The sequence below is a fragment of the Amycolatopsis sp. NPDC000009 genome (genome assembly GCF_055563465.1).
The window spans coordinates 207,438-232,332 of the sequence record NZ_JBVHDI010000010.1 but is presented as its reverse complement, the minus strand read 5'-3'; the positions used below and the strand labels follow the sequence as shown (position 1 = coordinate 232,332).

The window sequence follows — 24,895 nt, the reverse complement described above, 5'->3', positions numbered from 1 at the left end:
GTGTCGATCGGCGGTGGAGCTGAAAGCGAACGTCGAACGGGTGCGAAGCGGGTTGCGGATGGCTCCCCCGGCGTTCACCGGCGTGCACGCTGGGAGTGGACGATCCCCGCGTCGTGGGCCCGGTCATCCCTCCTCCCGGTCGGTCGTGAAACCATCGGTGACCGCCTTGGCCAGTGCGGTCGCCGCGATCTCGATGTCGTCTGCCGTGCTCCAACGGCCAAGGGACAGCCGCAGCGCCGAGAGCGCCCGTCGAGGTTCGATCCCCATCGCGGTCAGCACGGGGGAGGGCGAGTGGATGCCGCTGTGACAGGCGGACCCTGTCGACGCGGCGATGGTGGGCGAAGCGGCGAGGATCTCGTGTCCCGCGGTTCCGTCGACGCTGATGTTGAGCGTGTTCGGCAGCCGGGCACCGACCGGGCCGTTGAGCTGCACCCTGCCGGGCAGCGCGCCGTCGAGACGGCGGTGCAGTTCGTCGCGCAGGGCGGCGATCCGGTCCGGTGAGCCGTTCGCGAGGTCGTCGGCGGCGAGTTCGGCGGCCGCTCCGAGCGCGACCGCGAGGGCGACGTTCTCGGTGCCCGCCCGCAGTCCGTGTTCCTGTCCGCCGCCGTACACCACGGGTTCCAGTCGGACGCCGTCGCGGACGTAAAGCGCCGCGGCGCCTTTGGGCGCGTACATCTTGTGGCCCACGATGGTCAGCAGATCCACCCCCAGCGCGTCGACGTCGACCGGGATCTTGCCGATCGCCTGCGCGGCATCACAGTGGACCAGGGCCCCGGCCCGCCGGGCGAGCGCGGCCAGCTCACGGATCGGTTGCAGGGCACCGGTTTCGTTGTTCGCGGCCATCACCGAAACAAGTGCGGTCTCGGCGGTCAGAGCGGCTGCGAGCCCGGCCGGGTCTACCCGGCCGTCGGCGTCGACCGGGAGCAGCGTGATCCGGGCGCCGTGCAGGCGTTCGAGGGCTTCGCAGGTCTGCAGGATGGCGGGATGCTCGGTGACCTGGGTGATGACGTGGGGACGCGGCAGGCCGGAGGCCAGGACGGCGCCGCGGACCGCGAGCAGGTCCGCTTCCGAACCGGACGCGGTGAACACGATCTCCCGTGGTGCGGCGCCGATCAGGCTCGCGACCTGCGATCGCGCGTGCGCCAGCGCGGCCTTGGGTGCGCCGGCGAACGCGTGGCCGCTGGAGGGGTTGCCGAAGTACTCGGTGAGATGCGGCAGCATCCGCTCGGTCACCCGGGGATCGACCGGGGTGGTGGCGTTGTAGTCGAGGTAGACCGGGCCACTCGCCAGGCCGGGGTGCGACGGGGTCACGCGGGCGCTCCCGCGTCCACGGGCAGATCCGCCAGGCGCCACTCCAGCATGCCGTCGTGGAGCCGGATCGCGCGGCGGCCCCGCTCGGTGAGCAGGCGGACCGCGTCGTAGGCGAGAACGCAGTACTCGCCGCGGCAGTAGACGACGATGTCGGTCTCGTCCGGAAGTTCGCCGATGCGGTCGGCGAGTTCGCCGACCGGGATCGAGATCGCGCCAGGGATATGTCCGGCCAGGTATTCGGCCACGGGCCGCACGTCGAGCACCACCACGTCACCGGCGGCGGCGCGCTCGAGAAGTTCCTCGCGGCTCAGTTCACCGCCCTCGTCCTTACCGAGGAAGGCCTCCCGCGCCGGCGCGACGGCGGCCTGGTGCGCCTCGGCGACCTTGCGCAGCAGCGCGAACAACCGGGCGACGTCCTCACCCGCCAGCCGGTAGTGGATCCGGACACCGTCCCGGCGGGTGACCACGAACCCGGCCTGCTTGAGCGTCTGCAGATGAGCCGACGCGGTGGTGAGGTTCAGCCCAGCCGCCTTCGCCAGCGCGTCCACGGTGCGCTCGCCCTGCGCCAGGAGATCCAGCAACTCCAGGCGTTTCCCGCTCGCCAGGGCCTTCCCGCTGGCCGCGAACGCGTCGTAGAGACCCGCCTTCGAGCCGGTCATGCTGTCCTCCACAAAAGACTCTTCCATTGATCTATGGATTATTGCATCTTGGCGCCACGCTCGGATGTGATGCAGGTCTCATTGAAGGTTGTACCGAGGTACGGGCTTAGCGTTGTGGTGTTGGTACCGGCCGCAGGGATTCCGAGGTGGGCGATGACGGTGGAAATCACGGAAGCGACGTTCGAGCACGAGGTCGGCGCGTCACCGGTGGTGGTCGAGTTCACTGCGACGTGGTGCGGGAATTGCCGCCGGATCGCGCCGGCTCTCGACGACCTGGCCGCGCAGTTCGAGCCCGGCGTGCGGCTGGTGAAGGTCGACGCGGACGAGAATCCGGGCCTGGTGGCGCGGTTCGGTGTGACGTCGACCCCGACCTTGTTCGTGCTCGCCGGTGGGGAACCGGTCGCGTCGGTGGTGGGCGCCCAGCCGATGCCTGTCCTGCGCGCGCTGTTCGAGACGGCGGCCAGATCCACGCCGGACACGGGCGGCGGGTGCGGTTGCGGTCCGGAACGCGAGGCGCCGGAGCTGCCGAACCCGACATCACGAAGTGCGGCTGGACCGCTGGCGGCTCGGCAGAGGCCGTGGTTTTGGGAAGGTGGTCGTCGGCGCGTGCCTGGAAGGTCGATCCTTGTTGTGGGGCAAGAACAACAGCTCCTAAAATACCCTACGGGGGTAATGTCACTGTGGCAGCGTGACGGCGAACGGATCGCCGCGAAGTGAGTTGTCGAACCGAACGGTGAGAGCTGATGGACAGCACTGTGTACACGGTCAAGGGCATGACCTGCTCGGGCTGCATGACCAAGGTGACGACGGCGGTGAGCGGTGTCGCCGGGGTCAGTGACGTGGACGCGGACATCGCGACCGGCGAAGTGACTGTCGTGAGCGAGGGGCCGGTCGACGAGCAGTTGGTGCGATCCGCGGTCAAAGAGGCGGGCTACGAGGTGGTCGGCTGACGTCGATGGCCGCGGAGAACGGAGCTGAACCAGCTGTCGTGATCAAGGTCGTGAACAACGGGCCGTATCAGGTGAAGGGGCCTGTTCGGCTGGTCGACCACGACGGCGAAGAATACGAACTGACCGGACGCACTCAATTGCTGTGCCGGTGCGGGAATTCGGCGAAAAAGCCGTTCTGTGACGGCGCGCATGCCCGGACCGGGTTCATGGCGACCAGGGCAGTCGTTGAGGCGGAATAGGAAGTGGGCGGGTGGCGAGGAGGTCACCCGCCCGCTTGTCGTGACGCAGAAGTCAGGAGCGCACCAGGCGTGCGATCGCTTCGGACGCTTCCCGGATCTTCCTGTCCGCCTCGGGGCCGCCTTTCGCGGCGGCTTCGACGACGCAGCCGGCCAGGTGTCGTTCGAGGAGTTCGAGGGAGAACGATTGCAAGGCGCGGGTCGCCGCGGAGACCTGGGTGAGGACGTCGATGCAGTACTTGTCCTCTTCGACCATCTTCTGCAGGCCCCTGATCTGCCCCTCGACGCGTCGTAGGCGTTTGAGCTGGCGCTCCTTGTCGTCGCCGTGATCGGCCACGCTCACTCCTCGAGTCGGGATTCCGCGTACCTCTCAATCATGCCCGGTCGGGAGTCGTACGTGCAGGCGGGTTTCAACGCTTTTGGTGGCCGCATGAGGTCCAGGGTGGCGTGGCATACGTCACGGGGGTATGCCCATTGCCCTACCCCCCTAGGGTATGTAAAGTCGGTCCCAGGAGGACACGAAATGCACGGATACACGCAAGGCAAAGAGGAATACCTGACCCGGCTGCGGCGGATCGAAGGACAGATCCGGGGTCTGCAGCGGATGGTCGAAGAGGACAAGTACTGCATCGACATCCTGACGCAGGTGTCCGCGGCCACCAAGGCGTTGCAGTCGGTGTCGCTGGGGCTGATGGACGAACACCTCAGGCACTGCGTTTCCGATGCCATCGCCAAGGGCGGCACCGAGGCCGACGAAAAGATCCAGGAGGCGAGCGACGTCATCGCCCGCCTGGTCCGTTCCTGAGACCACGTACCGAAATCGCCAGGAGAACCACGATGAGCGAGACCACCTACACCGTCACCGGCATGACCTGCGACCACTGCGTCCGTTCCGTCACCGAAGAGGTCGGCAAGATCAACGGTGTCACCGGCGTCCGGGTGGATCTGCCCACCGGCGCGGTGACCGTGACCAGCTCGCAGGAACCCGAGGTCGCGGATGTCCGTGCGGCCGTCGAAGAAGCCGGATACGAGCTGACCGCCTGATTCGCGGTCCGGCTCCCGATGGCGGGGATCACCCCGCACTAAGGACTTCACGATGAACACAGTTGCGAAGCTCTCCGCCTACGGTGTGGCGCTTGCCCTGGTCGCCGGTGGCGCCTGGGCCGCAGGCACCGCTGTCGGTCCTTTCGCCGGCGCTGCCGGCCTTCCCGGTGGCGAGGACGCCGGGGATGGGGACGCTCACAGCGGCACCGTCGCGGAGGCGGCGCCGACCGACGAGCCCGGCGGGCTCGCGTCGTCCAGGGGCGGCTACACCCTCACGCCCACCACCACGACGCTCACCGCGGGCACGACCCAGCCTTTCTCCTTCAAGATCCTCGGCCCTGGCGGCACGCCGGTCACCGCTTACGACGTCGAGCACGAGAAGCGGATGCACCTGATCGTCGTCCGCCGTGACACCGCCGGTTTCCAGCACGTGCATCCCGAACTCGCGCCCGACGGCGTGTGGAGCGTCCCGCTGGCCCTGCCCCAGGCGGGCAGCTACCGCGTTTTCGCCGATTTCAAGCCGACGGGCGGTTCGGCCACGACACTCGGTGCCGACGTCGCGGTGGCCGGCGATTTCACCCCCGCCGAATATCAGCCGTCGCGCGTCGCGGACGTCGATGGCTACCAGGTCCGCCTGGACGGCGACCTGGCACCGGGCAAGTCGTCGAAGGTGACCTTGACGGTGATCAAGGACGGCCGTGAGGTGACCGATCTGCAGCCGTACCTGGGCGCTTACGGGCACTTGGTGGCGCTGCGCGGTGGCGACCTCGCGTATCTGCACGTCCACCCGGACGGCGAGCCCGGAGACGGCCGTACGAAGCCCGGCCCGACGGTGACCTTCTTCGCCGAAGTCCCCTCGGCGGGGACGTACCGGCTGTTCCTGGACTTCCAGCACCAGGGCAAGGTCCGCACGGCCGAGTTCACCGTCGCCACCGCCGGCACACCTGCTCCGGCCCCTCCGGCGCCCCAGAACCAGACCCCACCCCCGGCGGCCGACGACGGCCACGGCGGACACGGCTGACCGCGAGCCGGAAAGGAGTGACCACGATGACTTCCGATCTGGACCAGGCCACCACGGCCGAGGTCGAACTCGCGATCACCGGGATGACCTGCGCGTCGTGCGCGATGCGCATCGAGAAGAAGCTGAACAAGCTGGACGGCGTCACCGCCACGGTCAATTACGCCACGGAGAAGGCGAAGGTCACCTACAGCGGGGACATCGAACCCCAGCGGCTGATCGAGCAGGTGGAGGCGGCCGGTTACGCGGCCGCCCTGCCCGCTCCGCCGAAGCAGGAGCAGCCGGACGGGCCCGCCGAGGAGGCCGATCCGATCGCGCCGTTGCGGCAGCGGCTGATCGGTTCGGCGGTGCTGTCGGTGCCGGTGATCCTGCTGGCGATGGTGCCCGCGTTCCAGTTCACCTACTGGCAATGGATTTCGCTGACGCTGGCCGCGCCGGTGCTGGTGTGGGCGGCGTGGCCGTTCCACAAGGCGGCGTGGGCGAATCTGCGCCACGGCGCGGCCACCATGGACACCCTGATCTCGATGGGCACGCTCGCCGCGTTCCTGTGGTCGCTGTACGCGCTGCTGTTCGGCAGCGCGGGAACGCCGGGCATGACGCACGCCTTCGAGCTGACCGTGGAGCGGATGGCCGGGGACGGCAACATCTATCTCGAGGTCGCCGCCGGGGTGACGACGTTCATCCTCGCCGGACGGTACTTCGAGGCGCGGTCCAAGCGCCGGGCCGGTGCCGCGCTGCGGGCCTTGCTGGAGCTGGGAGCGAAGGACGTCGCCGTTCTCCGTGACGGCAAGGAAGAGCGGATCCCGGTCGACCAGCTCGTCGTCGGGGACCGGTTCGTGGTCCGGCCGGGGGAGAAGATCGCCACCGACGGTGTGATCGCCGAAGGCAGCTCCGCCGTCGACGCGAGCATGCTGACCGGCGAGAGCGTCCCCGTCGAGGTTGGGCCCGGCGACGCCGTGGTCGGTGCGACGGTCAACGCGGGCGGGCGGCTCGTCGTCCGTGCGACGCGGGTCGGCGCGGACACGCAGCTGGCGCAGATGGCGAAGCTGGTGGAGGACGCGCAGACCGGCAAGGCGCAGGTCCAACGACTGGCCGACCGGGTTTCGGGTGTGTTCGTGCCGATCGTGATCGCGCTCGCCGTCGGCACGCTGATGTTCTGGCTCGGGGCCGGTGGCTCGGTGGCGGCGGCGTTCACCGCGGCGGTCGCCGTGCTGATCATCGCCTGCCCGTGCGCGCTGGGCCTGGCGACCCCGACCGCGCTGCTGGTCGGCACCGGACGGGGTGCGCAGCTCGGGATCCTGATCAAGGGCCCGGAAGTGCTGGAGTCCACGCGTTCGGTCGACACGGTCGTCCTCGACAAGACGGGCACCGTGACCACCGGGCAGATGTCGCTGGTGGCGGTCCACGTCGCCGAAGACGTCGACGAGGAGAAGACACTGCGCTTGGCCGGTGCGCTGGAGAACGCGTCGGAGCACCCGATCGCGCAGGCCATCGCCCGCGCGGCACGGGAACGGGTGGGCGAGCTGCCCGCCGTCGAGGAGTTCACCAACGTCGAAGGCCTTGGCGTGCAAGGGATTGTCGACGGAAAGGCGGTGCTGGCCGGACGCAGCGCGCTGCTGGAGGAGTGGGCGCACCACCTGCCGGCGGACCTCGCCGAGGCGAAGGCGGCCGAAGAGAAGGACGGCCGTACCGCGATCGCCGTCGGCTGGGATGGGAAGGCCCGCGCCGTACTCGTCGTCGCCGACACGGTGAAGCCGACCTCCGCCGAAGCCATCACGCAGCTGCGGGCGCTCGGCCTGACGCCGGTCCTGCTCACCGGGGACAACGAGGCCGTGGCCCGTGCGGTGGCCGCGGAAGTCGGGATCACCGAGGTGATCGCGGAGGTCCTGCCCAAGGACAAGGTCGACGTGGTCAAGCGGCTGCAGGGCGAGGGCAAGGTGGTCGCGATGGTGGGCGACGGCGTCAACGACGCGGCCGCGCTGGCACAGGCCGACCTCGGCCTGGCCATGGGCACCGGCACGGACGTCGCCATCGAGGCGTCGGATCTCACCCTCGTCCGCGGCGACCTGCGGGCGGCGGTGGACGCGATCCGGCTCTCGCGCCGGACGCTGCGCACCATCAAGGGCAACCTGTTCTGGGCCTTCGCCTACAACGTCGCGGCGCTGCCACTGGCCGCGGCGGGGCTGCTCAACCCGATGATCGCCGGCGCCGCGATGGCGTTCAGCTCGGTCTTCGTGGTCACGAACAGCCTGCGGCTCAAGGGATTCCGCAGCACAGCGAGCTGACCCTCGCCCGATTCGAGGCGCTCGCGCGACACTTTCCGGTGCCGCGCGAGCGCCTCTTGTGGCGTCAGGGCCAACGATCCTGTCCTTAGTGGACGGTCCTGGCCACTCCGCCACCGAAGCGTGCCGCGAAAGCCACTTCCGCGACGTCTGAGGTCCCGAAAGTGGCTTTCACGACGGGGCGGAGCCGCCAGGCTGTTCTAGGAACCGTGGTGATCAGCGAGGAACCGGCGGATGGCGGGCGCGAACGCGTCGGCGAGGTCGTCGGCGGTGCGCAGGGTATCCGACAGGGAAACGGGCGCGAGATGGCCGTTGGGCATGACATGGGCGGCGTTCTCCGCCAGCGCGGTCGGATGCCGCTGGTCCATCCCTGGGAAGACCAAGGTGGGTGTGGTGATCGCGGCGAGCTCGTCTACGAAGCGGAACGAGCGATCGTGGCCGATGGCGGCCGCGGCGGCGATACTCGCGGGGTCGGAGCGGGGGATGGCGTCACGCACCAGCGCGCCGATGACCGGAGCCAGGTCAGGCAGGACGGGCGCCCAGGCCGCATCGATACCGTCGGTCCGGATTCGCTCGGCGAACGCGTCCATGAACGCGATCTCGGCCTGCTTGGCCTCGTCGTCTTCGATGTCTTCGACGCTGATGAGAAGGGCGGCGCGGACGCGGCCGGGATGTTCGAGGCAGGTGCGCTGGGTGATGGTGGCACCGAGCCCGGTTCCGCCGACGACGGCGCGCTGTTCGCCCAGGTGGTCGAGAAGCGCGGCAACGTCGGCGGCGTAACGGCTCCAGGTGTGCCGGCCGGGATCGGTGCAGACCGATCGACCGTAGCCGCGCACATCCGGCAGGATGACCGTGTAGCGGTCCGCCAGCTGCTCGGCCAGCGGGATGAGACTGTGATGATCCGGGCCGCCCCCGTGCAGAAGCACAAGGAGCGGCCCGGATCCGATGGAGATCGCGTAGAGCGGGCAGCCGTCGCCGTCGTACGTGAAGGTCTCCATTCTCGAAACTGTCAGTGGTGGTAGGCGTGCACGACCGCGTGCCCGGAGCCACGGCCGATGAGCCACTTGTTCACCGGCGTCGTGAGAACGAAGGCCACGAACAGGGCGAAGGCGAGCGCACCCCAGAACAGCCAGCTGGCGAGCCCGGCTTCCATCGCACCGGGAACGGCGATCATGACCCCGTTGTCGACGATCTCCATGACGAGGATCGACACGGTGTCCGCGGCGAGGGCGATCTTGAGCGCCTGCTTGAAGCCGACGCCCGCGCGCAGCACGCCGCGCATGGTCAGCGCGTAGCCGAAGACGAACGCCAGCGCGACGGCCAGCACGATGGTGGCCACGTTGCCCCAGCCCAGCGCGGTGCCGATCACCATGCCGAGCACCTCGCCGATGGCACAGCCGGTGAGGCAGTGCAGGGTGGCCGACGCGGCCGTTCCCCACGAGGCCTTGGCTGCGTGGTGCTCGTGACCGCCGTGGTTTCCGTGGCCGTGGTGTTCGTGCTCAGTGGACATGAGCGGGTTTCTCCTTTGTGGACTGCTCGGCAGGCGCGGGTTCGAGTCCTGCGACGAGATTGAACGAACCGGTCAGCAGGTTGAGCGCAACCAGTCCCACCGTGTCGGCGATGATCTGATCGCTCCAGCCGTGCGCTCGCAACTCGGCGACGTCTTCATCGCCGAGTGAAGCCGGTTCGACGAGAATCCGGACCGCATAGGCGATCAGCGCGGCTTCCCGCTGGTCGGTCGAGGTGCCTTGCCGGGCGAGGGCGACGTCGGTCTCGCTGAGCCCGGCTTTGCGGCCGGCCAGGGTGTGCGCGTCCAGGCACAGGGCGCAGCCGATCCACTCCTGGAGAGCGAGAGAGATCTTTTCGCTGAGCGCACGGGGAATCTTGACGCGTTTCATGGCCCGCGAGAAGTCGAGGTAGCCCTGGAGGAGTGCCGGGGAATGGGCCATCGCGGACACCATCGGGCCTACCGAGCCGCGACGGCCGATGATGTCGCCGAGCAGTTCGGCGGACTTGGCCGGCGCGTCTGCCGGATCGAGCGACTCAAGACGCTGCACGACTCCTCCTGGCGTTCCCTGACTGCGGCGCGAACTGAACAATATACCCGTATGGGGTACCTGTCCAGTGTCGGCGGTTCCGCTGGTGAATGACCGAGGACGGGCCCGACATTCCGGGCGGGCTTCGCACTTGTACGCGACGACTTCCCGTTGGGCAAGCGGTTTTGCGGCGGTCGGCGAAACTTGTGACAAGCGCGACATGTATACCCCCTAGAGGTACTTGCGCGGCGAGGTTCAAGCATCTACCTTCAAGTTCCATCACATACCCCTTGGGGGTAATGTGTTCTCGAAAGGACGGTCGTCATGGCGGAGACAACCCCGGACCCACGACGGTGGTGGGCGCTGGGACTCATCGCGCTGGCCCAGTTCATGGTCATCATGGACACCTCGATCATCGGCGTCGCACTACCCGCCATGCAGCAGGACCTCGGGTTCTCCCCGGGCGACCTGTCGTGGGTGTTCAACGCCTACGTCATCGCGCTCGCCGGGCTCCTGCTGCTCGGCGGACGCCTCTCGGACCTGTTCGGCGCGCGGAAGATGCTCACCGCCGGCTGGGTCGTCACCCTCGGCGCTGACCGGACTCGCGCACGACGAGGCGATCCGCGCCGTGGTCGTCACCGGCGCGGGCCGTGCGTTCTGCACCGGCATGGACCTGAGCGCGTTGGACGAGATGGCGCCCATGACCATCGAGGCGCAAACAGCCTGGATGCGTGATCTCATGCGCAGTGCCACCGCGCTCCACGCGCTGCCGCAGCCCACCATCGCCGCGGTCAACGGGCCCGCGATCGGCGGCGGGTTCGGCTACGCGGCGAGCTGCGACATCCGGATCGCGGCACACAGTACGGTCTTCGCCGCCACCTTCGTGCGCATGGCGATGGGTCCCGACGCCGGGTTGTCGCATACTTTGCCGCGGATTCTCGGCTACGCCCGTGCCCTCGAACTTCTGCTCACCGGCGACACGCTCGACGCCGAACAGGCCCTCGCGCACGGACTCGTGTCTCAAGTGACCGAAGACCCCGTCACCGCGGCGATCGAGCTGGCCGCTCGGATCGCGGCGGTACCCGCGCACGCGAGCCGGAAGATCAAGGACACTCTCCGTCGTGCGTCCGACGCGGACTTCCACACCACTGTCAACGACATCGAATCGCCTGCCCAGGCGGAGTTGATCTGCCACCCTGACTGGCTGGCGAACGCCAACTCCTGGATCGACAGGCACAGTTCAGCCCGGACGCCCGGAGCCGCACCGCGGACGGACGCCTGACCGACGGCAGGGGTTTCTTTCGTCAACGCGCCAGGCCCGCCAGAACCTCCTTGGCGGCCCGTTCGCCTGATGAGGCGGCGTCGGCGAGGGAGGGCATGTCGAGCTGGTAGTCACCGGCCAGATAGATGGGGCCGAGGTGTTCGCGCAGCGTCGGCAGTGAAGCGCGTCCACCGGGCGCCCAGAACGGCACGACCCGGTGGTGGCGCCGGACGATCCCCTCGCCGAGCTTCCCCTCGAGTTCGGGGTAGAGCGAGAGAAGGTCCGCGGTGAACCGGGTGACGATCTCCTCGTCGGTGAGCTTGAAAAGGTCGTCGGCCACGGCGCCGCCGGCGAAGCAGGCGAGCGCACCGCCCGGTTGGCGTGGGCCGGGGCCGCGCAGGGCGGCGGCGTGGTTGAACATCGCCTGAAACGACAGCTGGGGCGTCGACACGGCGATGTAGTCGTCCCACTGTTGCGGGCCTTCCTCGCTGGTGAAGAAGCCCACCACCACGTACCGGCCGTAGTGGATGTCGTCGAACGCCGTCCGGTACTCGGCCGGGAGGCCTGGCAGGATCTTGATCGCGACATCGCTGGGAACGGCCACGATCGCGCGACGGGCTCGGATACGCGCGGGTCCGCTCTCGTCGTGGTAGTCCACGACGACGCCGTCTTCTGTTCGCTCCACCGAATTCACCGGGGAGTTCAGCCGCAGCCGATCGCCGAGGTCGTCGGCCAGGATGTCGGTGAGGGTCTGGTTTCCTCCTTCCGGCAGGGAGAAGTTGGGCACCTTCGCCGGGTCGGTCAGGAGGATGCCCATCGAGATGACGAACTGGGTCGCGGCGGTCTCCTCGGGCTCGCAGCCCATCCATTGCCCGGACCAGGACCGGACCATGTCCCGCGCGACGTCGGACTTGATCCCTCGGAGCACGTATGACGCGGAGAGTCCGTCGAGCTTCGCCCGCACTCGCTTCGCCAGGCGATTGTCCGGGTTCAGCTGCAGGAATGGTGCCGCCGCGAGGATGCGCGCGCCGACGGCCGCCAGTGCGACCCGGTCCCGCAAGGTCATCCGGGAGCGGAACATCAGGGCGAACGGATTCGAGGTGTCGACCTGTTTTCCGTGGAGCGCGAGGGCCACCTTCTTGCCGGCCAGTGTCCCCATGTGGACCTGGTGGCGTTCGAGGGCTTCGATCAGCGGGCCGGTGCCCTCGGTGAACTGGGTGCCGAGATTGATCCAGTAGTCGCCCTGCCGGACCGACTCCACGCGTCCTCCGGCCCGGCCGCCGGCTTCGAGCACGACGACGTCCTGATCGGACAGTGTGGTAGCCGCCATCAACCCGGCGATACCGGCGCCGACCACGATGACGTCCGCCGTGTGCTCGTGGATGGATTCGGTCATGATGTGCTCCGTTCAGATGTCGACGTCAGCGCCGCGGAAATGGTCCGTACCAGCCGTCTCGTGGCTGCCTTGCTGCTCGGACTGATCGCGGTGAAGGCGATGTAGCCGTGCACGAGCTCGCGTTCGTGGATCACCTCCGCCGGTACTCCGTTCGCCGTGAGCGCGGCGGCGTAGGCGAGTCCGTCGTCGCGGAGCGGGTCGAACCCGGCGACAGCGACGATGGCCCGGGCAAGACCTGCCAGGTCTCGGGCGAGCAAGGGGGAAACCCGTGGGTCGGAATGGTCGGTCCCGTCGGGGAGGTAGTGGTCCATGAACCAGGCGATCTGCTTGGCCGACAACGCGGGAGATCCGGCGAACTCCGTCTGGGAGGGCCGTCGTTCCGAGATGTCGGTGACCGGCTGGATGAGCACCTGCATCATGGGTCGGATCGCTTCATTGCGAAGCTGCTGGCAGAGCACGGCGGCGAGGTTGCCTCCGGCGCTTTCACCGGCGACGACGATCCGGTGCGGGTCGGCTCCCCAAACGGCGGCGTGGTCGACGGCGTACCGCCACGCGGCGAGTGCGTCGTCGTGCGCCGCAGGGAACGAGTGCTCGGGCGCGAGCCGGTACTCGACGGACAGGACGTCGGCGCCCGTTCCCAGGGCGAGCATCCGCGCCGGCGCGGCGTAGCTGGCGCGGCTGCCCAGCACGAATCCGCCACCGTGGAAGAAAAGGATCAAACCTCGGCCCGGAGTGCCGTAGCTATAGCGGGTCGCCCACCGTCCGCCGCCGAGATCCACGTCCTGCTCGACCGGACAAGGCGCGATCCGGTCGGAGAACAGCGCCGCGTCGCGTTCGGTCATCTCCCGGGCGGCGGACACCGGCAGGTCGCTGTAGTCGCCACCGGTTTCCGTGAGCTTCATCAGGAGGGCGACGTCGGGCGCCATCCGATCACCGGCGCTGTTGACCGGAGGGCGTGCCAGCAGCCTGAGGAGCGGGGGAGGCGTGCGGCTCAAGGCGATGACGAAGGCCCGCTGGAGACGCTGGCGTGCCGTGGTCATGAGTCGGCCGCCGCGCCCGTGAGGTCGGCGGCGGGTGCTCGGACGGAAAAACGAATGTTCCGGTCGACGAGCCGCCCTTTGAAGAGCCGGTTGTCCTTGACGAAGGTCGTGTGCATCTGCCACGGCAGTTCGGTGCCCTGGCGGGGAAGTTCGGGTTTGGCTCGTTGCATGTAGCCCGCGGTGAGGTCGAGGAGGTCCGTGGTGGCGAGTCCGTCCGGGACGACCGGGACCGCGATGTCGTACCCGTTCGCGTCCATGCGGCGGATCACGTCGCCGACCAGGCGGCACACGTTGCTCAGCCGGAGCGTCCACGACGCCTTCGTGTAGCCGAGCATCATGGCCCAGTTCGGGATGCCGGAGATGAGGGCGCCGCGGTAGAGGAGGGTGTCGGACATCTTCACCGGAGCACCGTCCACTGTGGGCTGGATACCGCCCAGCATCTGCATGACGAGGCCGGTCGCCGTGACGATGAGATCGGCTTCCAGGGTCTTGCCCGACTTCAGCAGGACACCGTTCTCGGTGAAGCGGTCGATCCGGTCGGTGACCACGTCGGCGTTCCCGTCTCGGAGTGCCTTGAAGAACTCGCCGTCCGGCGTGACGCAGAGGCGCTCGTCCCAAGGGGCGTACGGCGGATTGAAATGCGTGTCCACGTCGATGTCCGGCGGAAGCTCCTTGAGCGTCCACTTGCGAAGCGCTTTCCGCCCGAAGTCGGGGAACTTGCGCAGGGTGCTTACGAGCAGGAAGTCGATCCAGACGTTCTTAAGGCGCGTGGCCGCGTAGCCGCGCTTGGCTCCGAGCAGCTTGGTGAGCTTGACGGCGATGTTGTCGACCCGTGGCTGCGAGGCGATGTAGCTGGGAGTGCGCTGGAGCATCGTCACATGGGCCGCGGCGTCGTCGCCCATCAACATCGCCGGGAACATCGTCACCGCCGTCGCGCCACTCCCGATGATCACGACGCGTTTGCCGCGGTGGTCGTAGTTTTCGGGCCAGTGCTGGGGATGCAGGATGTCGCCCTGGAAGTCGTCACGACCCTCGAAGTGGGGTGTGTATCCCTCGTCGTATCGGTAGTACCCGGTGGCGCTGAAGACGAAGCGGGTCTTGATGGTCTTCGTGTGTTCGGTGCCGGCGTCGTCGGTCACGGTCACTTGAAGCGTCCACTGCGCCTCGGCGCTCGACCATTCTGCGGAGGTCACCCGATGCCGGAGCCGCAGGACGTTGTCGAGGCCGAACTCGTTCACCGTCTCGTCGAGGTATTCGCGGATCAACGGCGCCTCGGCGATCGCGCTCCGATGCCGCCACGGCTTGAACTCGTAGGCGTAGGTGTGCAAGTCGGAATCGGACCGGACGCCCGGATAGCGGAACAGGTCCCAGGTGCCGCCGATCGAGTCGCGGGACTCCAGGAGGATGACCTTCTTGTCGGGGAAGTCGTTCCTCAGGTGCTGGGCCGCGCCGATACCCGAGATGCCGGCGCCGATGACGACGATGTCGGCGGATTCCGTCGCGTCTGGGTCCTTCATGCTGCACTTCCTTCTCGGTTGGCGGGGATGACGCCGGTCCCGCGGGCGCGGGTGGCGACGATGGGTTCGGCGAGGATTTCCGCTCCGCCCGTGCCGTCGACGGACCGGGCGATGACGCGCAGCTCGAAGTCGATCGTCCGGCTCCGGGTGCCTTTCGCCGCGAGCCGTGCCTCGACCTCGATGACGTCGCCACCACGCACCGGCGCCAGGAATTCCACGGACGAGTAGCCCGCGAAGAGACCCTCGTGGCCGTCCGTGACGATCGCGAGATGAGTTCCGGCGTCGCCGAACAGCGCCAGGCCGTACGCGCCGTCGACGAGATTTCCGGCGTAGTGAGCCTCGGAGTAGGCGACATAGCGCTGGTGGATGACGTGCATCAGAACTCCTAGTAGGTCATCCGATTAAGTCATGTGATCGAGTGTGTGACAACTTCGACCCCTCGTCAAGGGGCTGTCCCGGGCGCTCGCCCGAAAGGGGCTGTTGACAAAGGTCGAGGGGGCGCCCATCATCTTCGTCAATTGATCGAGTCATTTGACTAACTCTGGCGCGATCGTCGCCAAGATCGGAAGGGCCGCGGATGGCCGAGATCATGACGTTCCCCGAGGCGCCCGTAAGGGAGGGCCCGCCCTTTCCCGTCACCATCGACGACGATGCGAGCCCGGTCGTCCGGCTGATCGGACGCACGTTGCGTGATTCCTCGCGGATCGGTCACGCACAGGAGGTCTTGGACCGATCCGTCGGCACCGTGGCGGTCCGCTCCCACGACACACCGCAGGCCGCGACGATTTCCTTCGAGGGTAAGGCGATCACAGTGACCGGTGGAGTCTTGGGCGAGCCCGACGCGACGGTCGTCGTCGATCTGCTGGCGCGCTTCGCCGCGGTGGGGGAGCCCGCCGGTGACGTCGTCCTGGCCGCCGGAGTCCTGCGCGCGTTGACGCCGCCGCTGCCGCACTGGCGCGAGGCCGCCCAGAATTTCTGGGCGGTGACAAGAAAAATCCCCGGCATTCCCGATGTGTTGATCGTCGACGCGGATGGCCCCGGCGGCCCGGAGCGGCAACGGTTCGGCGATGGGCCGACCGAGTACCTGATGGCGGGACCACCCGACGTGCTCGCCGGTGTCCTCAGTGGAGCGGACGACTTCGCCGCTTCCTTGGCGGCCGGCCTTCAGGTCAAAGGCACGCTGTCGCAACTGTCGGTCATGACGGCCGCTTCCTGGAGGGTTCGTTTCGATGTCTGATCTCAAGCACCGCGCCGTGCGCCTCGAAGCGACGAACCACGACGGAAGCTTTCTGGGCAAGACCGTGTCGAGCACGAAGTTCGCGTCAGGGAGGAACAGCGGCTTCGCTTTCGCCGACCTCTTGTTCGCGATCGACCTCGGCAACGAGATCGTCCTCGGAGACGCCTTCCCGGACTGGCGCGGCAACCTCTACGACATCCAGATGATCCCCGACATGTCGACCCTCGTCGAATGGAAGCCGGGTCTGGACTCGGTCATCGGCGACTACTGGCTGAAGGACGGCACACCCGTGCCGATCTGCCCGCGGAACCTCGTGCGGAAGCTGGTGGCCCGGCTCGCCGTTCTCGGGTACAGCGCGATCGTCGCCGTGGAGATCGAAGCGACCCTGTTCGAGGAATCCGTTCAGGAGGCACGAAAACGCGGGTACCGGGATCTCACGCCGTTGGGCGGTGGCACCGGGGCCACGTATCACCTGGCGAGGTCCAAGGACTGGGTCGACTACATGGAAGCGGTCGTCGACCGCCTCGATCGGCTCGGCATCGCTTGGGAGGCCTGGACCGACGAGGCCGCCGCCGGGCAAACGGAGCTGAATCTGCCGCCGGCGGACCCGATCACGCTGGCCGACTCCTGGGCACGGACCCGGCAGGTCATGCGTGAGGTCGCGTTCGAGCAGGACCACACGGTGACCTTCATGGCCAAGCCGACGGCGGGCTATGGACAGGGCGCCCACATCAACCTGTCGCTCCAGAGCGACGGGGTGAACCGGTTCTTCGCCGAGGACGGGCCGTCTCCGCTGATGCGGCACGCGGTCGGCGGGCTGCTGGCCACGATGGCGGGAAACACCTCGCTCGCGTTGCCGCAGATCACGTCCTACCGGCGGCTGGTCGACTTCACCGGACCGCCCACCGTCGTCAGCTGGGGTGAGAACAACAAGACGGCCGCGGTCCGGGCCATCACCGGCCACCCCAAGTATTCGCGCCTCGAGTACCGGCTTCCCGGTGCCGACGTGAACCCCTATCTCGCGCTCGCCGGAGTGCTCGCCGGGGTGCTGGCGGGTATCGAGCGGGAGATCGAACCGCCGGAGCAGGTCACGGATATGGCCTGGTGCCTGCCCGACAGCGCAGGCGTGCCCCGGATCCCCGACACGATGTCGAAGGCGAGCGCGGCCCTGGACGCCGACCCGCTTCTGCGCGAGTACCTCGGTGACGAGTTCGTGGACTTCTGGGTCGCGTCGCGGCGCTGGGAGTGGATGGAGTTCCACACCAAAGGCGGCGACCCGTACGCCGAACTCTCCCAGTGGGAGTCCACGCGTTATTTCGAGTTCCCGTGAGCGCGCGTCCGCTGATCGGCATCACCGGCAGGCGGTTCCGGCTGGAGCTGCTCAAGGGAGCCGACGAACGCTACGGAGACCGTTGTCTCGACAGCTACATGTCGGACTTCGCGAGCCGGACCGCGCATGCCGGTGGGCTTCCGGTGCATCTCTCCTACGACACCGACGTGACGGCCGTCTGCCACTGGCTGTCCGGGGTCGTGATCACCGGTGGGCAAGACGTCCATCCGGCGTTCTGGGGCGGCGACCCGGGTGTGGTCCGCGACATCGATCCGCGGCTGGACCCGATGGTCCACGACAGCGCGCGGGACGAATACGAGCTCGGGCTCGCCCGGGCCGCGCTCGAGGCAGGGATTCCCATCCTGGGCGTGTGCCGCGGCATGCAGGTGCTCAACGTCGCGCTCGGCGGCACCCTCGTCGACGACCTGCCGACCGGGCCGGTGAGCCATCTGTCGGCGGAGACCGCGCCGACCGACGGCACCGCCGATCACCTCGTGTCCTTCGAGAAAGGCTCGATCGCGGCCGGCCTGTTCGGCGAGCACGTGATGACCAACTCGTGGCACCACCAGGCCGTCGACCGCTGCGGCACCGGCCTGGTCGTGACCGGACGGACGAGCGATGGCGTGATCGAAGCGATCGAGCTTCCGGGTGCACCGGTGCTCGGCGTCCAGTGGCACCCGGAGTGGATGAAGAGCGACGACCCGGCGATGACGTGGATCGTCCAGACCGCGGCGAAGAGGCGAAGGAGCTTGCCATGAGCGCGAAAGTGGCGCCCGGACAGGCGGGTGACGACCCCGCCACCCCGACCCTGACGGAACTGCTGTCGGAACGCGCGAAGGACTCGCCGGAGCGGGAGTTCCTGCGTTTCGGCGAGTGGTCGTGGAGCTTCGCCGAGATCGACGACTGGACCTCCAGGCTGGCGCACCGGCTGATCGAGGTCGACGGTGTCCGGCCGGGCGAGCGTGTCGCGATCATGCTGCCGAACGTCGTGCACTGGCCGGTGGTCTGGCTCGCCACGCTGAAGGCGGGCGCGGTCGCCGTACCGATCAACAGCTCGTACCAAAGGGCCGACCTCGACTTCGTGCTGCGGGACTCCGGGGCACGCGTCGTGTTCACCGACGCCGACCGCTCGGAGCTGATCGCGGGGGTCGTCGCCGGTGAGGACGTCCGCGTCTTCGACGTCGCCGATGACGGGTCGGAGTCGTTTCCGGCGACGCCTCCGCCTGTGCCGATCGAAGGTAGGTCGCTGGCGAATCTGCAGTACACGTCGGGAACGACCGGATTCCCCAAGGCGTGCATGCTCACCCACGACTACTGGGTCCGGCTGGGCTGGATCTGCGCGTCGGCGACCGGGCTCGGGCCTGACGACGTTCTCCTGACAGCCCAACCTTATTCCTATATGGACCCACAGTGGAACACCGCACTCGCCCTCACGATCGGCGCGCCACTGGTTGTACTGCCACGATTCTCCGCGTCGACCTTCATGGCGGACGTCCGGCGGCACTGTGCGACCTTCTTCTATGTCCTCGGGTCCATGCCGACGTTGCTGTTCAAGCAACCGCCCTCTTCCGAAGACCGTGACAACGACCTCCGCCTCGTCTTCTGCTCTGGAATCCCGAGCGGACTCCACGCCCGGTTGGAGGAACGATGGGGTGCTCCGTGGCGCGAGGTCTACGGAATGACCGAGTCCGGCATCGACCTGTTCAGCCCCTTCGATGACGCCGACGCGGTGGGGAGCGGGAGCCTGGGGCGGCCGGTACCGACGAAACAGATCCGCGTCGTCGATCCCGACGGCGCAGAGGTGCCCGACGGCGAGGCCGGCGAGCTGATCATCGCGGGCACACCGATGATGAACAGCTACTGGAACCGCCCTGAAGACACCGCCCGGGTGATGCGGGACGGCTGGCTCCACACCGGCGATGTCGTCGTCCGCCGCCCCGACGGAATCCGGCTGGTCGGCCGGATCAAGGACATGGTGCGGCGCGGCGGCGAGAACGTCGCGAGCGTCGAAGTCGAGACCGCACTGGAGCGCGACGACCTGGTGGTCTCAGCAGCCGTCGTCGCCGAACCCGACGAGACCCTCGGCGAGGAGGTCAAGGCGTTCGTCCGGCTGGCGGCCAGTGTTCCCGCCGAACTGGCGACGGCCGAGCGGATCGTCGAGCGGGCAGGCAAGGAACTCGCGCGGTTCAAAGTGCCGCGCTACATCGAGTTCGTCAGCGATTTCCCCCGCACGCCGTCCGAACGCATCGCCAAACCGGCACTCAAGGCCCGAGCCGCGGCCGACCCCGGCGTGACCTACGACCTCGGCGCACGACGGGGATCCCTCGGCATCGAAGTCGTCCGGGACGTCGCAGTGCTGACCCTCCGGCGCCCCGAGAAGCTCAACGCCATGGACGTCGCCATTCGGCGGCGGCTGGCATCCGTCATCCGCGAGTTCGGCACCGGCGAGAGCGTGCGCGGGATCGTGCTCACCGGAGAGGGCCGGGCCTTCTCCGCAGGCGAGGATCTCCACAGCGCACCGTCGACAGAAGCCGGGATGCGTGAGGCGTTCGCGAGTTTCCACGACATCACCAGGGCGATTCTGGAGACGAGGGTTCCCGTGATCGCGGCCGTCAACGGAATCGCGGTCGGCGGAGCCTCGGAGATCACCCTGTGCTGCGACACCCGCATCGGCACCCCGGAAACCGTGTACTACCAACCGGAAAACGGCCGGGGCATCACGATCTCGAACGCGTCCAGCCTGCTGCTGAGGCGGCTCGTCGGGAACCACGCGATGCGAGTCGTACTCGGATCCCCTCGCATCCGGGCCGACGAAGCGCTGCGGATCGGCCTGCTCGACGAGATCGTCGAGCCCGGCGCCCTGATCGGCCGTGCCATCGACACCGTCGTCGAGTGGACGCCCCAGGGCAACACGACGGCCCTGCATCTCGCGCTCCTGCGCCCACCGGCCGAGGACGTCGAAGCGGCCTTCACTCGGGAAGACCTCGCCGCGGCACGGGCGTGGGAGAGCGGAGTTCTGACGGCGGGCATTCAGGCCTTTCTGTCCACAAGGGACACCGAAAAGGAGACCTCCACATGATCGACACCCAGGCCGCGGTGCTGACCGCCGTCGGCGAACCGCTCGAACTGACCACCATCCGGGTGGACGATCCGGAGCCGCACGAGGTGCGGGTCGCGGTCACCAACGTGGGGCTGTGCCACAGCGACCTGCACTACATGACCGGAACGGTCCCGACCGAGCTGCCGGTCGTGGTCGGTCACGAAGTGGCCGGCGTGGTCGAAGAGGTCGGCTCACAGGTATCCGGGCTACGCCCCGGTGACCGTGTGGTCGGCGCGCTGACCCCGTCCTGCGGCCGCTGCGCGAACTGTGAGGCGGGGCGGTCGACCCAGTGCGGGCGGGTGGGGGAGATCCGCCGCCGTCCCCGGCCCGCGTTCCAGACCACGGCAGGTGAGCCGATCGAGCGGCTCGGTGACATCGGGGCGTTCTCCCGGCACGTCCTCATGCGCGAGAACTCCCTGGTGAAGCTCCCCGACGACGTTCCACTACACGTCGGATGCCTCCTGGCCTGCTGCGTCATCACCGGTGTAGGCGCGGTCTTCCGCGGCGCCAAGGTGCGCCCGGGCAGCACGGTCGCGGTCATCGGCTGCGGCGGCGTCGGATCGGCCATCGTCCAAGGCGCCCGGCTCGCCGGCGCCTCGGCCATCGTCGCGATCGACCTGGACGACGCCCGCCTCAAGGCCGCGCGTGGCTATGGCGCCACCCACGTCGTCAACGGTGGGGACGACGACCTGGTCGCGGAAGTTCACCGCCTGCTCGGTGACGGAGTGGACTACGCCTTCGAGGCGGTCGGCTCGGCCCGCACCGCCGCGACGGCCCTCGCCCTGGTGCGCCCGACGGGGACCGCGTGCCTGGTCGGGATCGCACCTGGAGGCACCGAACTCAGCGTCCCGGCCTCGGACTTCTTCTTCGAGGAGAAGCGGCTCATCGGCTCCTACATGGGTTCGGGTCAAGCGCGGCAGGACATCCTCCAGCTCGCGCGCCTCTACCAGCAGGGACGTCTGCTGCTCGACGAGATGGTGACGCGCGTGCTCCCTTTCGGCGAGATCAACGAAGGCTTCGAAGCGATGAAGTCCGGCGACGTCACCCGCGTCGTCGTCGATCTCCAATCCTGACCGGCGAAGGAAACGTGAAGATGAGCAACCAGATTCCCCGGCCGGCGAACTACATCGCCGATGCCTGGAGCGAAGCCGAGACGATCCCCGACACATGGAACGTCGACCCCAACACACGCGAACCCGTCCACCGCTCCGTCACGACGGCACCCGACGAAATCGAGCGGGCGCTGCGGCACGCGGAGCGCGTGTACGACATCGGCCGCTGGGACGAGGAGGCGCGGCGTGAGCGCGCCTCGATACTCGAACGCGTCGCGGACATCGTCGAGACCCGGGCCGAGGACATCGCCCGGACGGACTCGTTGACCAGCGGCACGCCGATCAGCGTCACGCGGAAGGTCGCGGCCTTCCTGCCTATGAGGATCCGGGCGTCGGCGGCGGACCTGGTGAACATCCCGCGCGTCACCGCGCTGGCCGCAGGCGGCCGCGACGTCCGCCTCCACAAGGTGCCGTGGGGGCCCGCCGCGATCCTCACGCCGTGGAACGGCCCGAGTTTCATCCCCGCGGCCAAGCTCGCCAGCGCCGTGGCCGCGGGCTGCCCGGTCATCCTCAAACCCTCGGAGCACGCGCCCGGCAGCGCACAGATCATCGTCGAGTGCTTTGTCGAGGCCGGCTTGCCCAGCGGCGCGCTGCAGCTCGTGCACGGCGCCGGCGACGTCGGCGCCCGGCTGACCACCGACCCCCGCGTCAAGATCGTCTCGTTCACCGGCGGGCCCGCCGCCGGGCGTGCCATCGCACGGGCGGCCGCGGAAGACTTCAAGGTCCTGCAGCTGGAGCTCGGCGGGAACAATCCGGTGCTCGTGCTGGACGACGCCGACCTCGACGTCACCGCGGACGGCATACTCGACGGCATGACCAAACTCAATGGTCAGTGGTGTGAGGGACCAGGCAAGATCCTCGCGCACCGCAGCCTGATCGCCCCTCTCCTCGAAGCCTTGACCGAGCGGATCTCCAAGCTCGTCGTCGGCCACTCCCTCGACGAGGACGTCCAGATCGGGCCGATCTCCAACGCACCGCACTTCGAGACCCTCAAGAGCAGGATCGACGGGTTGCGCGACCTGGGGGCGAGTATCCGGCAGCCCGCCCGCCTGCCCGAGCTCGACGGCTACTTCCTGTCGCCCGCCATCGCGGTCGGCGCAGACCCGGCTCAGGCCACCGCCGAGCTGTTCGGCCCGGTTGTCTCGCTGCACGCTGTGGACTCCGACGAGCAGGCGCTGCGCGTCGCCAATGCCCATCCGTCAGGGCTCGACGCGTACGTGTTCGGCGCCGACACGGACCGGGCGATCGACGTCGGCTCCCGCATCCTGGCCGGCGAAGTGCGCGTCAACGGCGCCAAAGTCGCCGACCTCGGTGACGACTCGGCGCAGAGCTTCTGGGGTCCGGCGGGCATCGGCGGCCACGGCCCGGCGGAGTCGGTGCGCGTCTTCTGCGGCGACCGGGTCGTCGGTGTCGATTCGCCCGACTTACTGCTGTGACGTCATCGCCCGACGGCGGTGGATCCGAGCCGGGCCGCGAGCCAGCTGTCGAGGACCGATGTGGCGATTTCCATCTGCCCCAGCGCGGCGGTCCGATCCCCGTAGGTCAACCAGTTCGCGGCGAAACCGTCGGCCAAGGTGGCGAGGACGAAGGCGATCTCGTCGATGACTTCCGGTTCGATCGGATGGTCCGGCTCGGCGTCGCGAAGTGCGGCGCGCACCGTTTCGAGAGCCTTGTCGTACACCGCGATGCCGCGGTCTCCGTGCTGGCGCCGTGCCCAGCTGATGAGTTCCACCGTCGCCGCGGTGAAGCTGGCCGACTCGAGGTAACACTCCATGACCCCGCGCAGGAGTCGTCGAGCCGTCTCCCGCACGTCACCGGGGGAGTCGTCGCCCTCGAGCGCGTCGCGGTACCGGCCCGCCACGAACTCGTAGACATCGGCGAAGAGATCCTCTTTGGAGTCGTAGCAGTAGTGCAGCATCGCCAGATTCGCCTGCGCCTGCTCGGCGATCCGTCGGGTCGTCGCGCCCTCGATGCCGTAGGCCGCGATGACCTCCACCGCGGCCTTGATGAAGTCGCTACGCCGTTGCGCGGCGGAGATCCGTGGCACGAAGTCCTCCCGGTGCACGTAGTTGGACGCTTGATTAAGTCAACGCAAGCCTAGCAGCGAGACTACTTGGGCAGATGACTTGATCGGATGACTAAGACCGGCGTAGCCTATGGGTCGGATCACAAATCCGCGCAGCGTCCCCAGGGCTTCGGCCGCCGGCCCGAACTCCGCCTTCTGCTCAGAGGCGAAGGCATGACCGAAGGAAACATGACATGAAGGACCTGCTCTTCATGCTGGCCGATCTCTGGATGATCTTCGCCGGCTTCTGCTTCGGCTGGAAATTCATCCGGCGCTACGGCAATTACCTGCTCGGCCTGGAATGGATGATCGTCGCCACCTCGGGATCGAACTTTCTTCTCTGGGCACTTCTCGGTGGAGACGAAAGCGGCCCGTTGTACAGCATCGCGTACTTCTTCGACGCCTTCTCGCGCTCCGTCGGCATCACCCTCATTCTCGTCATGGGCCTGATGCGCGTGACACACCGGTACAAGCCCTCCGTCGCGGCCGACGTCGGAGTATTCGCTCTCGCCACCGCCGCCGGGCTCTACCTGCAACAGTTCCGCGCCGGTCAGCTGCACGTCGGTCCGGCGACGTTCTTCGTCGTGGTCAACGTGCTCACAACGGCGTTCCTCGCCTACTTCGTCTGGCGGCTCTGGCGTATCGGTGCCACAAAGCAGGCCGTGAGCGCCGCGCTGGTCACCATCGCGGGCTCCGTCATCGCGATCACCTACGACTTCTTCCCGCTCCCGGGCGACGACGCACACCGGACGCTCTTCTACAGCGCCGCGCTGGCCACCTGGGGATTCCAGATGTTCGTGTACTACTTCGCTTACCGCGCCCTGCACGACCACAACGTGAAGACCGGTGCCGAACCGGCCGCGGGCAAACCCAGCGTTGCCCGGACCTGAGCATCGAATCGAACGACGACAGCCAGGTCGGCTTCCGGAATGGACGTACGGTCAGGACCGAAGAACCGTCCGACGGCGTCCAGAAGTTCGTCATCGCGGATGCGGACCGCGGTGGGCAGATCGGCATGAGGGGTCGGCGACGCCGCGATCGAGTTTCACGCCATCACTGCTCGCGACCTTGCCGACCGGCTCAACAAGTTCTACAGCAGCTGGCTACACGACTGGACGTCAGGCGCCCCGGCCCCGCGACGGACGTCGGGAAGGGGCTGGCTGGTCTCAGCGGTCGTCTCGAGTTGGTCGCACGAGTCAGCTCGGTGGCTTCGCGACGTTGATGCTCACGACCGAGCGAGACCGGGACGCCGACTTTCGTGTTGTGCCGCAACCGTTCCCACAGCGCGGTCCTGATCGCTA

26 protein-coding genes and 1 pseudogene are annotated in these 24,895 nt (G+C 68.1%); 16 read left to right on the top strand and 11 right to left on the bottom strand.

The annotated features are described in order from the left end of the window. Positions 1–123 precede the first annotated feature (123 nt). Positions 124–1,311, bottom strand: a complete 1,188-nt coding sequence (locus tag ACZ3HL_RS25995) for a cysteine desulfurase family protein (protein ID WP_465534333.1) — start codon at positions 1,309–1,311, stop codon at positions 124–126. Beyond that, positions 1,308–1,970, bottom strand: a complete 663-nt coding sequence (locus ACZ3HL_RS25990; protein WP_465534331.1) for an ArsR/SmtB family transcription factor — start codon at positions 1,968–1,970, stop codon at positions 1,308–1,310. Before ACZ3HL_RS25990 ends, ACZ3HL_RS25995 begins: the two co-directional genes overlap by 4 nt. Positions 1,971–2,123: 153 nt before the next feature. Between ACZ3HL_RS25990 and ACZ3HL_RS25985 the strand changes: the two genes are divergently transcribed. From ACZ3HL_RS25985 to ACZ3HL_RS25975, 3 genes are read left to right on the top strand one after another with little or no spacing between them, the layout of a single operon-like run. Further along, entirely contained in the window at positions 2,124–2,687 is a 564-nt protein-coding gene (locus tag ACZ3HL_RS25985) for a thioredoxin family protein (RefSeq protein ID WP_465534329.1), read from the top strand. Positions 2,688–2,713: 26 nt separating this feature from the next. Next, on the top strand, positions 2,714–2,920 hold the full coding sequence (locus ACZ3HL_RS25980; RefSeq protein ID WP_465534327.1) for a heavy-metal-associated domain-containing protein: 207 nt from the start codon (positions 2,714–2,716) through the stop codon (positions 2,918–2,920). A 38-nt stretch (positions 2,921–2,958) separates the two neighbouring features. Further along, the gene (locus tag ACZ3HL_RS25975) at positions 2,959–3,159 is read left to right on the top strand and encodes a CDGSH iron-sulfur domain-containing protein (protein WP_465534325.1); all 201 of its coding nucleotides are present in this window, start codon (positions 2,959–2,961) and stop codon (positions 3,157–3,159) included. Positions 3,160–3,211: 52 nt separating this feature from the next. On the opposite strand, the gene ACZ3HL_RS25970 is transcribed toward ACZ3HL_RS25975, so the two are convergent. Then, positions 3,212–3,493 (bottom strand): metal-sensitive transcriptional regulator, encoded by a 282-nt coding sequence (locus ACZ3HL_RS25970; RefSeq protein ID WP_436459109.1) that lies wholly within the window; start codon positions 3,491–3,493, stop codon positions 3,212–3,214. Positions 3,494–3,679: 186 nt separating this feature from the next. Here ACZ3HL_RS25970 and ACZ3HL_RS25965 point away from each other — a divergent pair, with 186 nt between their 5' ends. The 4 genes from ACZ3HL_RS25965 to ACZ3HL_RS25950 are packed head-to-tail and all read left to right on the top strand — an operon-like array spanning position 3,680 to position 7,503. Further along, positions 3,680–3,961 (top strand): metal-sensitive transcriptional regulator, encoded by a 282-nt coding sequence (locus tag ACZ3HL_RS25965; protein WP_465534323.1) that lies wholly within the window; start codon positions 3,680–3,682, stop codon positions 3,959–3,961. A gap of 32 nt (positions 3,962–3,993) precedes the next feature. Then, positions 3,994–4,200, top strand: a complete 207-nt coding sequence (locus tag ACZ3HL_RS25960; RefSeq protein ID WP_257484960.1) for a heavy-metal-associated domain-containing protein — start codon at positions 3,994–3,996, stop codon at positions 4,198–4,200. Positions 4,201–4,252: 52 nt separating this feature from the next. Further along, the gene (locus tag ACZ3HL_RS25955) at positions 4,253–5,221 is read left to right on the top strand and encodes a hypothetical protein (RefSeq protein WP_465534321.1); all 969 of its coding nucleotides are present in this window, start codon (positions 4,253–4,255) and stop codon (positions 5,219–5,221) included. A 26-nt stretch (positions 5,222–5,247) separates the two neighbouring features. Next, complete coding sequence (locus ACZ3HL_RS25950) at positions 5,248–7,503, top strand: heavy metal translocating P-type ATPase (protein ID WP_465534319.1); 2,256 nt, start codon at positions 5,248–5,250, stop codon at positions 7,501–7,503. A gap of 197 nt (positions 7,504–7,700) precedes the next feature. On the opposite strand, the gene ACZ3HL_RS25945 is transcribed toward ACZ3HL_RS25950, so the two are convergent. The 3 genes from ACZ3HL_RS25945 to ACZ3HL_RS25935 are packed head-to-tail and all read right to left on the bottom strand — an operon-like array spanning position 7,701 to position 9,557. Beyond that, complete coding sequence (locus tag ACZ3HL_RS25945) at positions 7,701–8,498, bottom strand: alpha/beta fold hydrolase (RefSeq protein ID WP_465534317.1); 798 nt, start codon at positions 8,496–8,498, stop codon at positions 7,701–7,703. A gap of 11 nt (positions 8,499–8,509) precedes the next feature. Continuing rightward, positions 8,510–9,010 carry a DUF4396 domain-containing protein gene (locus ACZ3HL_RS25940; protein WP_465534315.1) on the bottom strand — a complete coding sequence of 167 codons (501 nt, stop codon included), beginning with the start codon at positions 9,008–9,010 and terminating at the stop codon, positions 8,510–8,512. After that, complete coding sequence (locus tag ACZ3HL_RS25935) at positions 9,000–9,557, bottom strand: carboxymuconolactone decarboxylase family protein (protein WP_465534313.1); 558 nt, start codon at positions 9,555–9,557, stop codon at positions 9,000–9,002. Before ACZ3HL_RS25935 ends, ACZ3HL_RS25940 begins: the two co-directional genes overlap by 11 nt. Before the next feature lie 303 nt (positions 9,558–9,860). On the opposite strand from ACZ3HL_RS25935, the pseudogene ACZ3HL_RS25930 reads away from it, so the two are divergent. Both ACZ3HL_RS25930 and ACZ3HL_RS25925 read left to right on the top strand, forming a co-directional pair. Beyond that, a pseudogene (locus ACZ3HL_RS25930) lies at positions 9,861–10,154 on the top strand (MFS transporter); the annotation flags it as partial. 10 nt (positions 10,155–10,164) lie between these two features. After that, the gene (locus tag ACZ3HL_RS25925; protein ID WP_465534311.1) at positions 10,165–10,818 is read left to right on the top strand and encodes an enoyl-CoA hydratase/isomerase family protein; all 654 of its coding nucleotides are present in this window, start codon (positions 10,165–10,167) and stop codon (positions 10,816–10,818) included. A 22-nt stretch (positions 10,819–10,840) separates the two neighbouring features. Here ACZ3HL_RS25925 and ACZ3HL_RS25920 read toward each other — a convergent pair whose 3' ends face one another. The 4 genes from ACZ3HL_RS25920 to ACZ3HL_RS25905 are packed head-to-tail and all read right to left on the bottom strand — an operon-like array spanning position 10,841 to position 15,127. Continuing rightward, on the bottom strand, positions 10,841–12,193 hold the full coding sequence (locus ACZ3HL_RS25920; RefSeq protein WP_465534309.1) for a flavin monoamine oxidase family protein: 1,353 nt from the start codon (positions 12,191–12,193) through the stop codon (positions 10,841–10,843). After that, positions 12,190–13,233: an alpha/beta hydrolase gene (locus tag ACZ3HL_RS25915; protein ID WP_465534307.1), complete on the bottom strand. Its 1,044-nt coding sequence runs from the start codon at positions 13,231–13,233 to the stop codon at positions 12,190–12,192. The genes ACZ3HL_RS25920 and ACZ3HL_RS25915 overlap by 4 nt, the downstream gene beginning before the upstream one ends. After that, a complete protein-coding gene (locus ACZ3HL_RS25910; RefSeq protein WP_465534305.1) occupies positions 13,230–14,750 on the bottom strand; it encodes a flavin-containing monooxygenase in 1,521 nt (506 codons plus the stop codon). Before ACZ3HL_RS25910 ends, ACZ3HL_RS25915 begins: the two co-directional genes overlap by 4 nt. Further along, positions 14,747–15,127 carry a hotdog domain-containing protein gene (locus ACZ3HL_RS25905; protein WP_465534303.1) on the bottom strand — a complete coding sequence of 127 codons (381 nt, stop codon included), beginning with the start codon at positions 15,125–15,127 and terminating at the stop codon, positions 14,747–14,749. Before ACZ3HL_RS25905 ends, ACZ3HL_RS25910 begins: the two co-directional genes overlap by 4 nt. 200 nt (positions 15,128–15,327) lie before the next feature. Between ACZ3HL_RS25905 and ACZ3HL_RS25900 the strand changes: the two genes are divergently transcribed. The 6 genes from ACZ3HL_RS25900 to ACZ3HL_RS25875 are packed head-to-tail and all read left to right on the top strand — an operon-like array spanning position 15,328 to position 22,965. After that, positions 15,328–15,987, top strand: coding sequence for a hypothetical protein (locus ACZ3HL_RS25900; protein ID WP_465534301.1), 660 nt, complete (start codon positions 15,328–15,330; stop codon positions 15,985–15,987). After that, positions 15,980–17,317 carry a glutamine synthetase family protein gene (locus tag ACZ3HL_RS25895; RefSeq protein WP_465534299.1) on the top strand — a complete coding sequence of 446 codons (1,338 nt, stop codon included), beginning with the start codon at positions 15,980–15,982 and terminating at the stop codon, positions 17,315–17,317. Before ACZ3HL_RS25900 ends, ACZ3HL_RS25895 begins: the two co-directional genes overlap by 8 nt. Then, the gene (locus tag ACZ3HL_RS25890) at positions 17,314–18,075 is read left to right on the top strand and encodes a gamma-glutamyl-gamma-aminobutyrate hydrolase family protein (protein WP_465534297.1); all 762 of its coding nucleotides are present in this window, start codon (positions 17,314–17,316) and stop codon (positions 18,073–18,075) included. The genes ACZ3HL_RS25895 and ACZ3HL_RS25890 overlap by 4 nt, the downstream gene beginning before the upstream one ends. Then, the gene (locus ACZ3HL_RS25885; protein ID WP_465534295.1) at positions 18,072–20,396 is read left to right on the top strand and encodes an AMP-binding protein; all 2,325 of its coding nucleotides are present in this window, start codon (positions 18,072–18,074) and stop codon (positions 20,394–20,396) included. Before ACZ3HL_RS25890 ends, ACZ3HL_RS25885 begins: the two co-directional genes overlap by 4 nt. Further along, on the top strand, positions 20,393–21,490 hold the full coding sequence (locus ACZ3HL_RS25880) for a Zn-dependent alcohol dehydrogenase (protein WP_465534293.1): 1,098 nt from the start codon (positions 20,393–20,395) through the stop codon (positions 21,488–21,490). The genes ACZ3HL_RS25885 and ACZ3HL_RS25880 overlap by 4 nt, the downstream gene beginning before the upstream one ends. 20 nt (positions 21,491–21,510) lie before the next feature. Beyond that, on the top strand, positions 21,511–22,965 hold the full coding sequence (locus ACZ3HL_RS25875; RefSeq protein ID WP_465534291.1) for an aldehyde dehydrogenase family protein: 1,455 nt from the start codon (positions 21,511–21,513) through the stop codon (positions 22,963–22,965). Between the two features lie 2 nt (positions 22,966–22,967). Here ACZ3HL_RS25875 and ACZ3HL_RS25870 read toward each other — a convergent pair whose 3' ends face one another. After that, positions 22,968–23,576, bottom strand: coding sequence for a TetR/AcrR family transcriptional regulator (locus tag ACZ3HL_RS25870; RefSeq protein ID WP_465534289.1), 609 nt, complete (start codon positions 23,574–23,576; stop codon positions 22,968–22,970). Positions 23,577–23,788: 212 nt separating this feature from the next. Between ACZ3HL_RS25870 and ACZ3HL_RS25865 the strand changes: the two genes are divergently transcribed. After that, positions 23,789–24,484, top strand: coding sequence for a transporter (locus ACZ3HL_RS25865; RefSeq protein WP_465534287.1), 696 nt, complete (start codon positions 23,789–23,791; stop codon positions 24,482–24,484). Positions 24,485–24,895: the final 411 nt, after the last annotated feature.

Bases quoted from the DNA above. Each gene is read 5' to 3' on its own strand.
- ACZ3HL_RS25920 (WP_465534309.1), bottom strand. From the start codon at position 12,193: ATGACCGAATCCATCCACGAGCACACGGCGGACGTCATCGTGGTCGGC.
- ACZ3HL_RS25965 (WP_465534323.1), top strand. From the start codon at position 3,680: ATGCACGGATACACGCAAGGCAAAGAGGAATACCTGACCCGGCTGCGG.
- ACZ3HL_RS25875 (WP_465534291.1), top strand. From the start codon at position 21,511: ATGAGCAACCAGATTCCCCGGCCGGCGAACTACATCGCCGATGCCTGG.
- ACZ3HL_RS25960 (WP_257484960.1), top strand. From the start codon at position 3,994: ATGAGCGAGACCACCTACACCGTCACCGGCATGACCTGCGACCACTGC.
- ACZ3HL_RS25940 (WP_465534315.1), bottom strand. From the start codon at position 9,010: ATGTCCACTGAGCACGAACACCACGGCCACGGAAACCACGGCGGTCAC.
- ACZ3HL_RS25900 (WP_465534301.1), top strand. From the start codon at position 15,328: ATGGCCGAGATCATGACGTTCCCCGAGGCGCCCGTAAGGGAGGGCCCG.
- ACZ3HL_RS25910 (WP_465534305.1), bottom strand. From the start codon at position 14,750: ATGAAGGACCCAGACGCGACGGAATCCGCCGACATCGTCGTCATCGGC.
- ACZ3HL_RS25955 (WP_465534321.1), top strand. From the start codon at position 4,253: ATGAACACAGTTGCGAAGCTCTCCGCCTACGGTGTGGCGCTTGCCCTG.
- ACZ3HL_RS25990 (WP_465534331.1), bottom strand. From the start codon at position 1,970: ATGACCGGCTCGAAGGCGGGTCTCTACGACGCGTTCGCGGCCAGCGGG.
- ACZ3HL_RS25865 (WP_465534287.1), top strand. From the start codon at position 23,789: ATGAAGGACCTGCTCTTCATGCTGGCCGATCTCTGGATGATCTTCGCC.
- ACZ3HL_RS25915 (WP_465534307.1), bottom strand. From the start codon at position 13,233: ATGACCACGGCACGCCAGCGTCTCCAGCGGGCCTTCGTCATCGCCTTG.
- ACZ3HL_RS25980 (WP_465534327.1), top strand. From the start codon at position 2,714: ATGGACAGCACTGTGTACACGGTCAAGGGCATGACCTGCTCGGGCTGC.
- ACZ3HL_RS25895 (WP_465534299.1), top strand. From the start codon at position 15,980: ATGTCTGATCTCAAGCACCGCGCCGTGCGCCTCGAAGCGACGAACCAC.
- ACZ3HL_RS25885 (WP_465534295.1), top strand. From the start codon at position 18,072: ATGAGCGCGAAAGTGGCGCCCGGACAGGCGGGTGACGACCCCGCCACC.
- ACZ3HL_RS25880 (WP_465534293.1), top strand. From the start codon at position 20,393: ATGATCGACACCCAGGCCGCGGTGCTGACCGCCGTCGGCGAACCGCTC.
- ACZ3HL_RS25905 (WP_465534303.1), bottom strand. From the start codon at position 15,127: ATGCACGTCATCCACCAGCGCTATGTCGCCTACTCCGAGGCTCACTAC.
- ACZ3HL_RS25945 (WP_465534317.1), bottom strand. From the start codon at position 8,498: ATGGAGACCTTCACGTACGACGGCGACGGCTGCCCGCTCTACGCGATC.
- ACZ3HL_RS25985 (WP_465534329.1), top strand. From the start codon at position 2,124: ATGACGGTGGAAATCACGGAAGCGACGTTCGAGCACGAGGTCGGCGCG.
- ACZ3HL_RS25950 (WP_465534319.1), top strand. From the start codon at position 5,248: ATGACTTCCGATCTGGACCAGGCCACCACGGCCGAGGTCGAACTCGCG.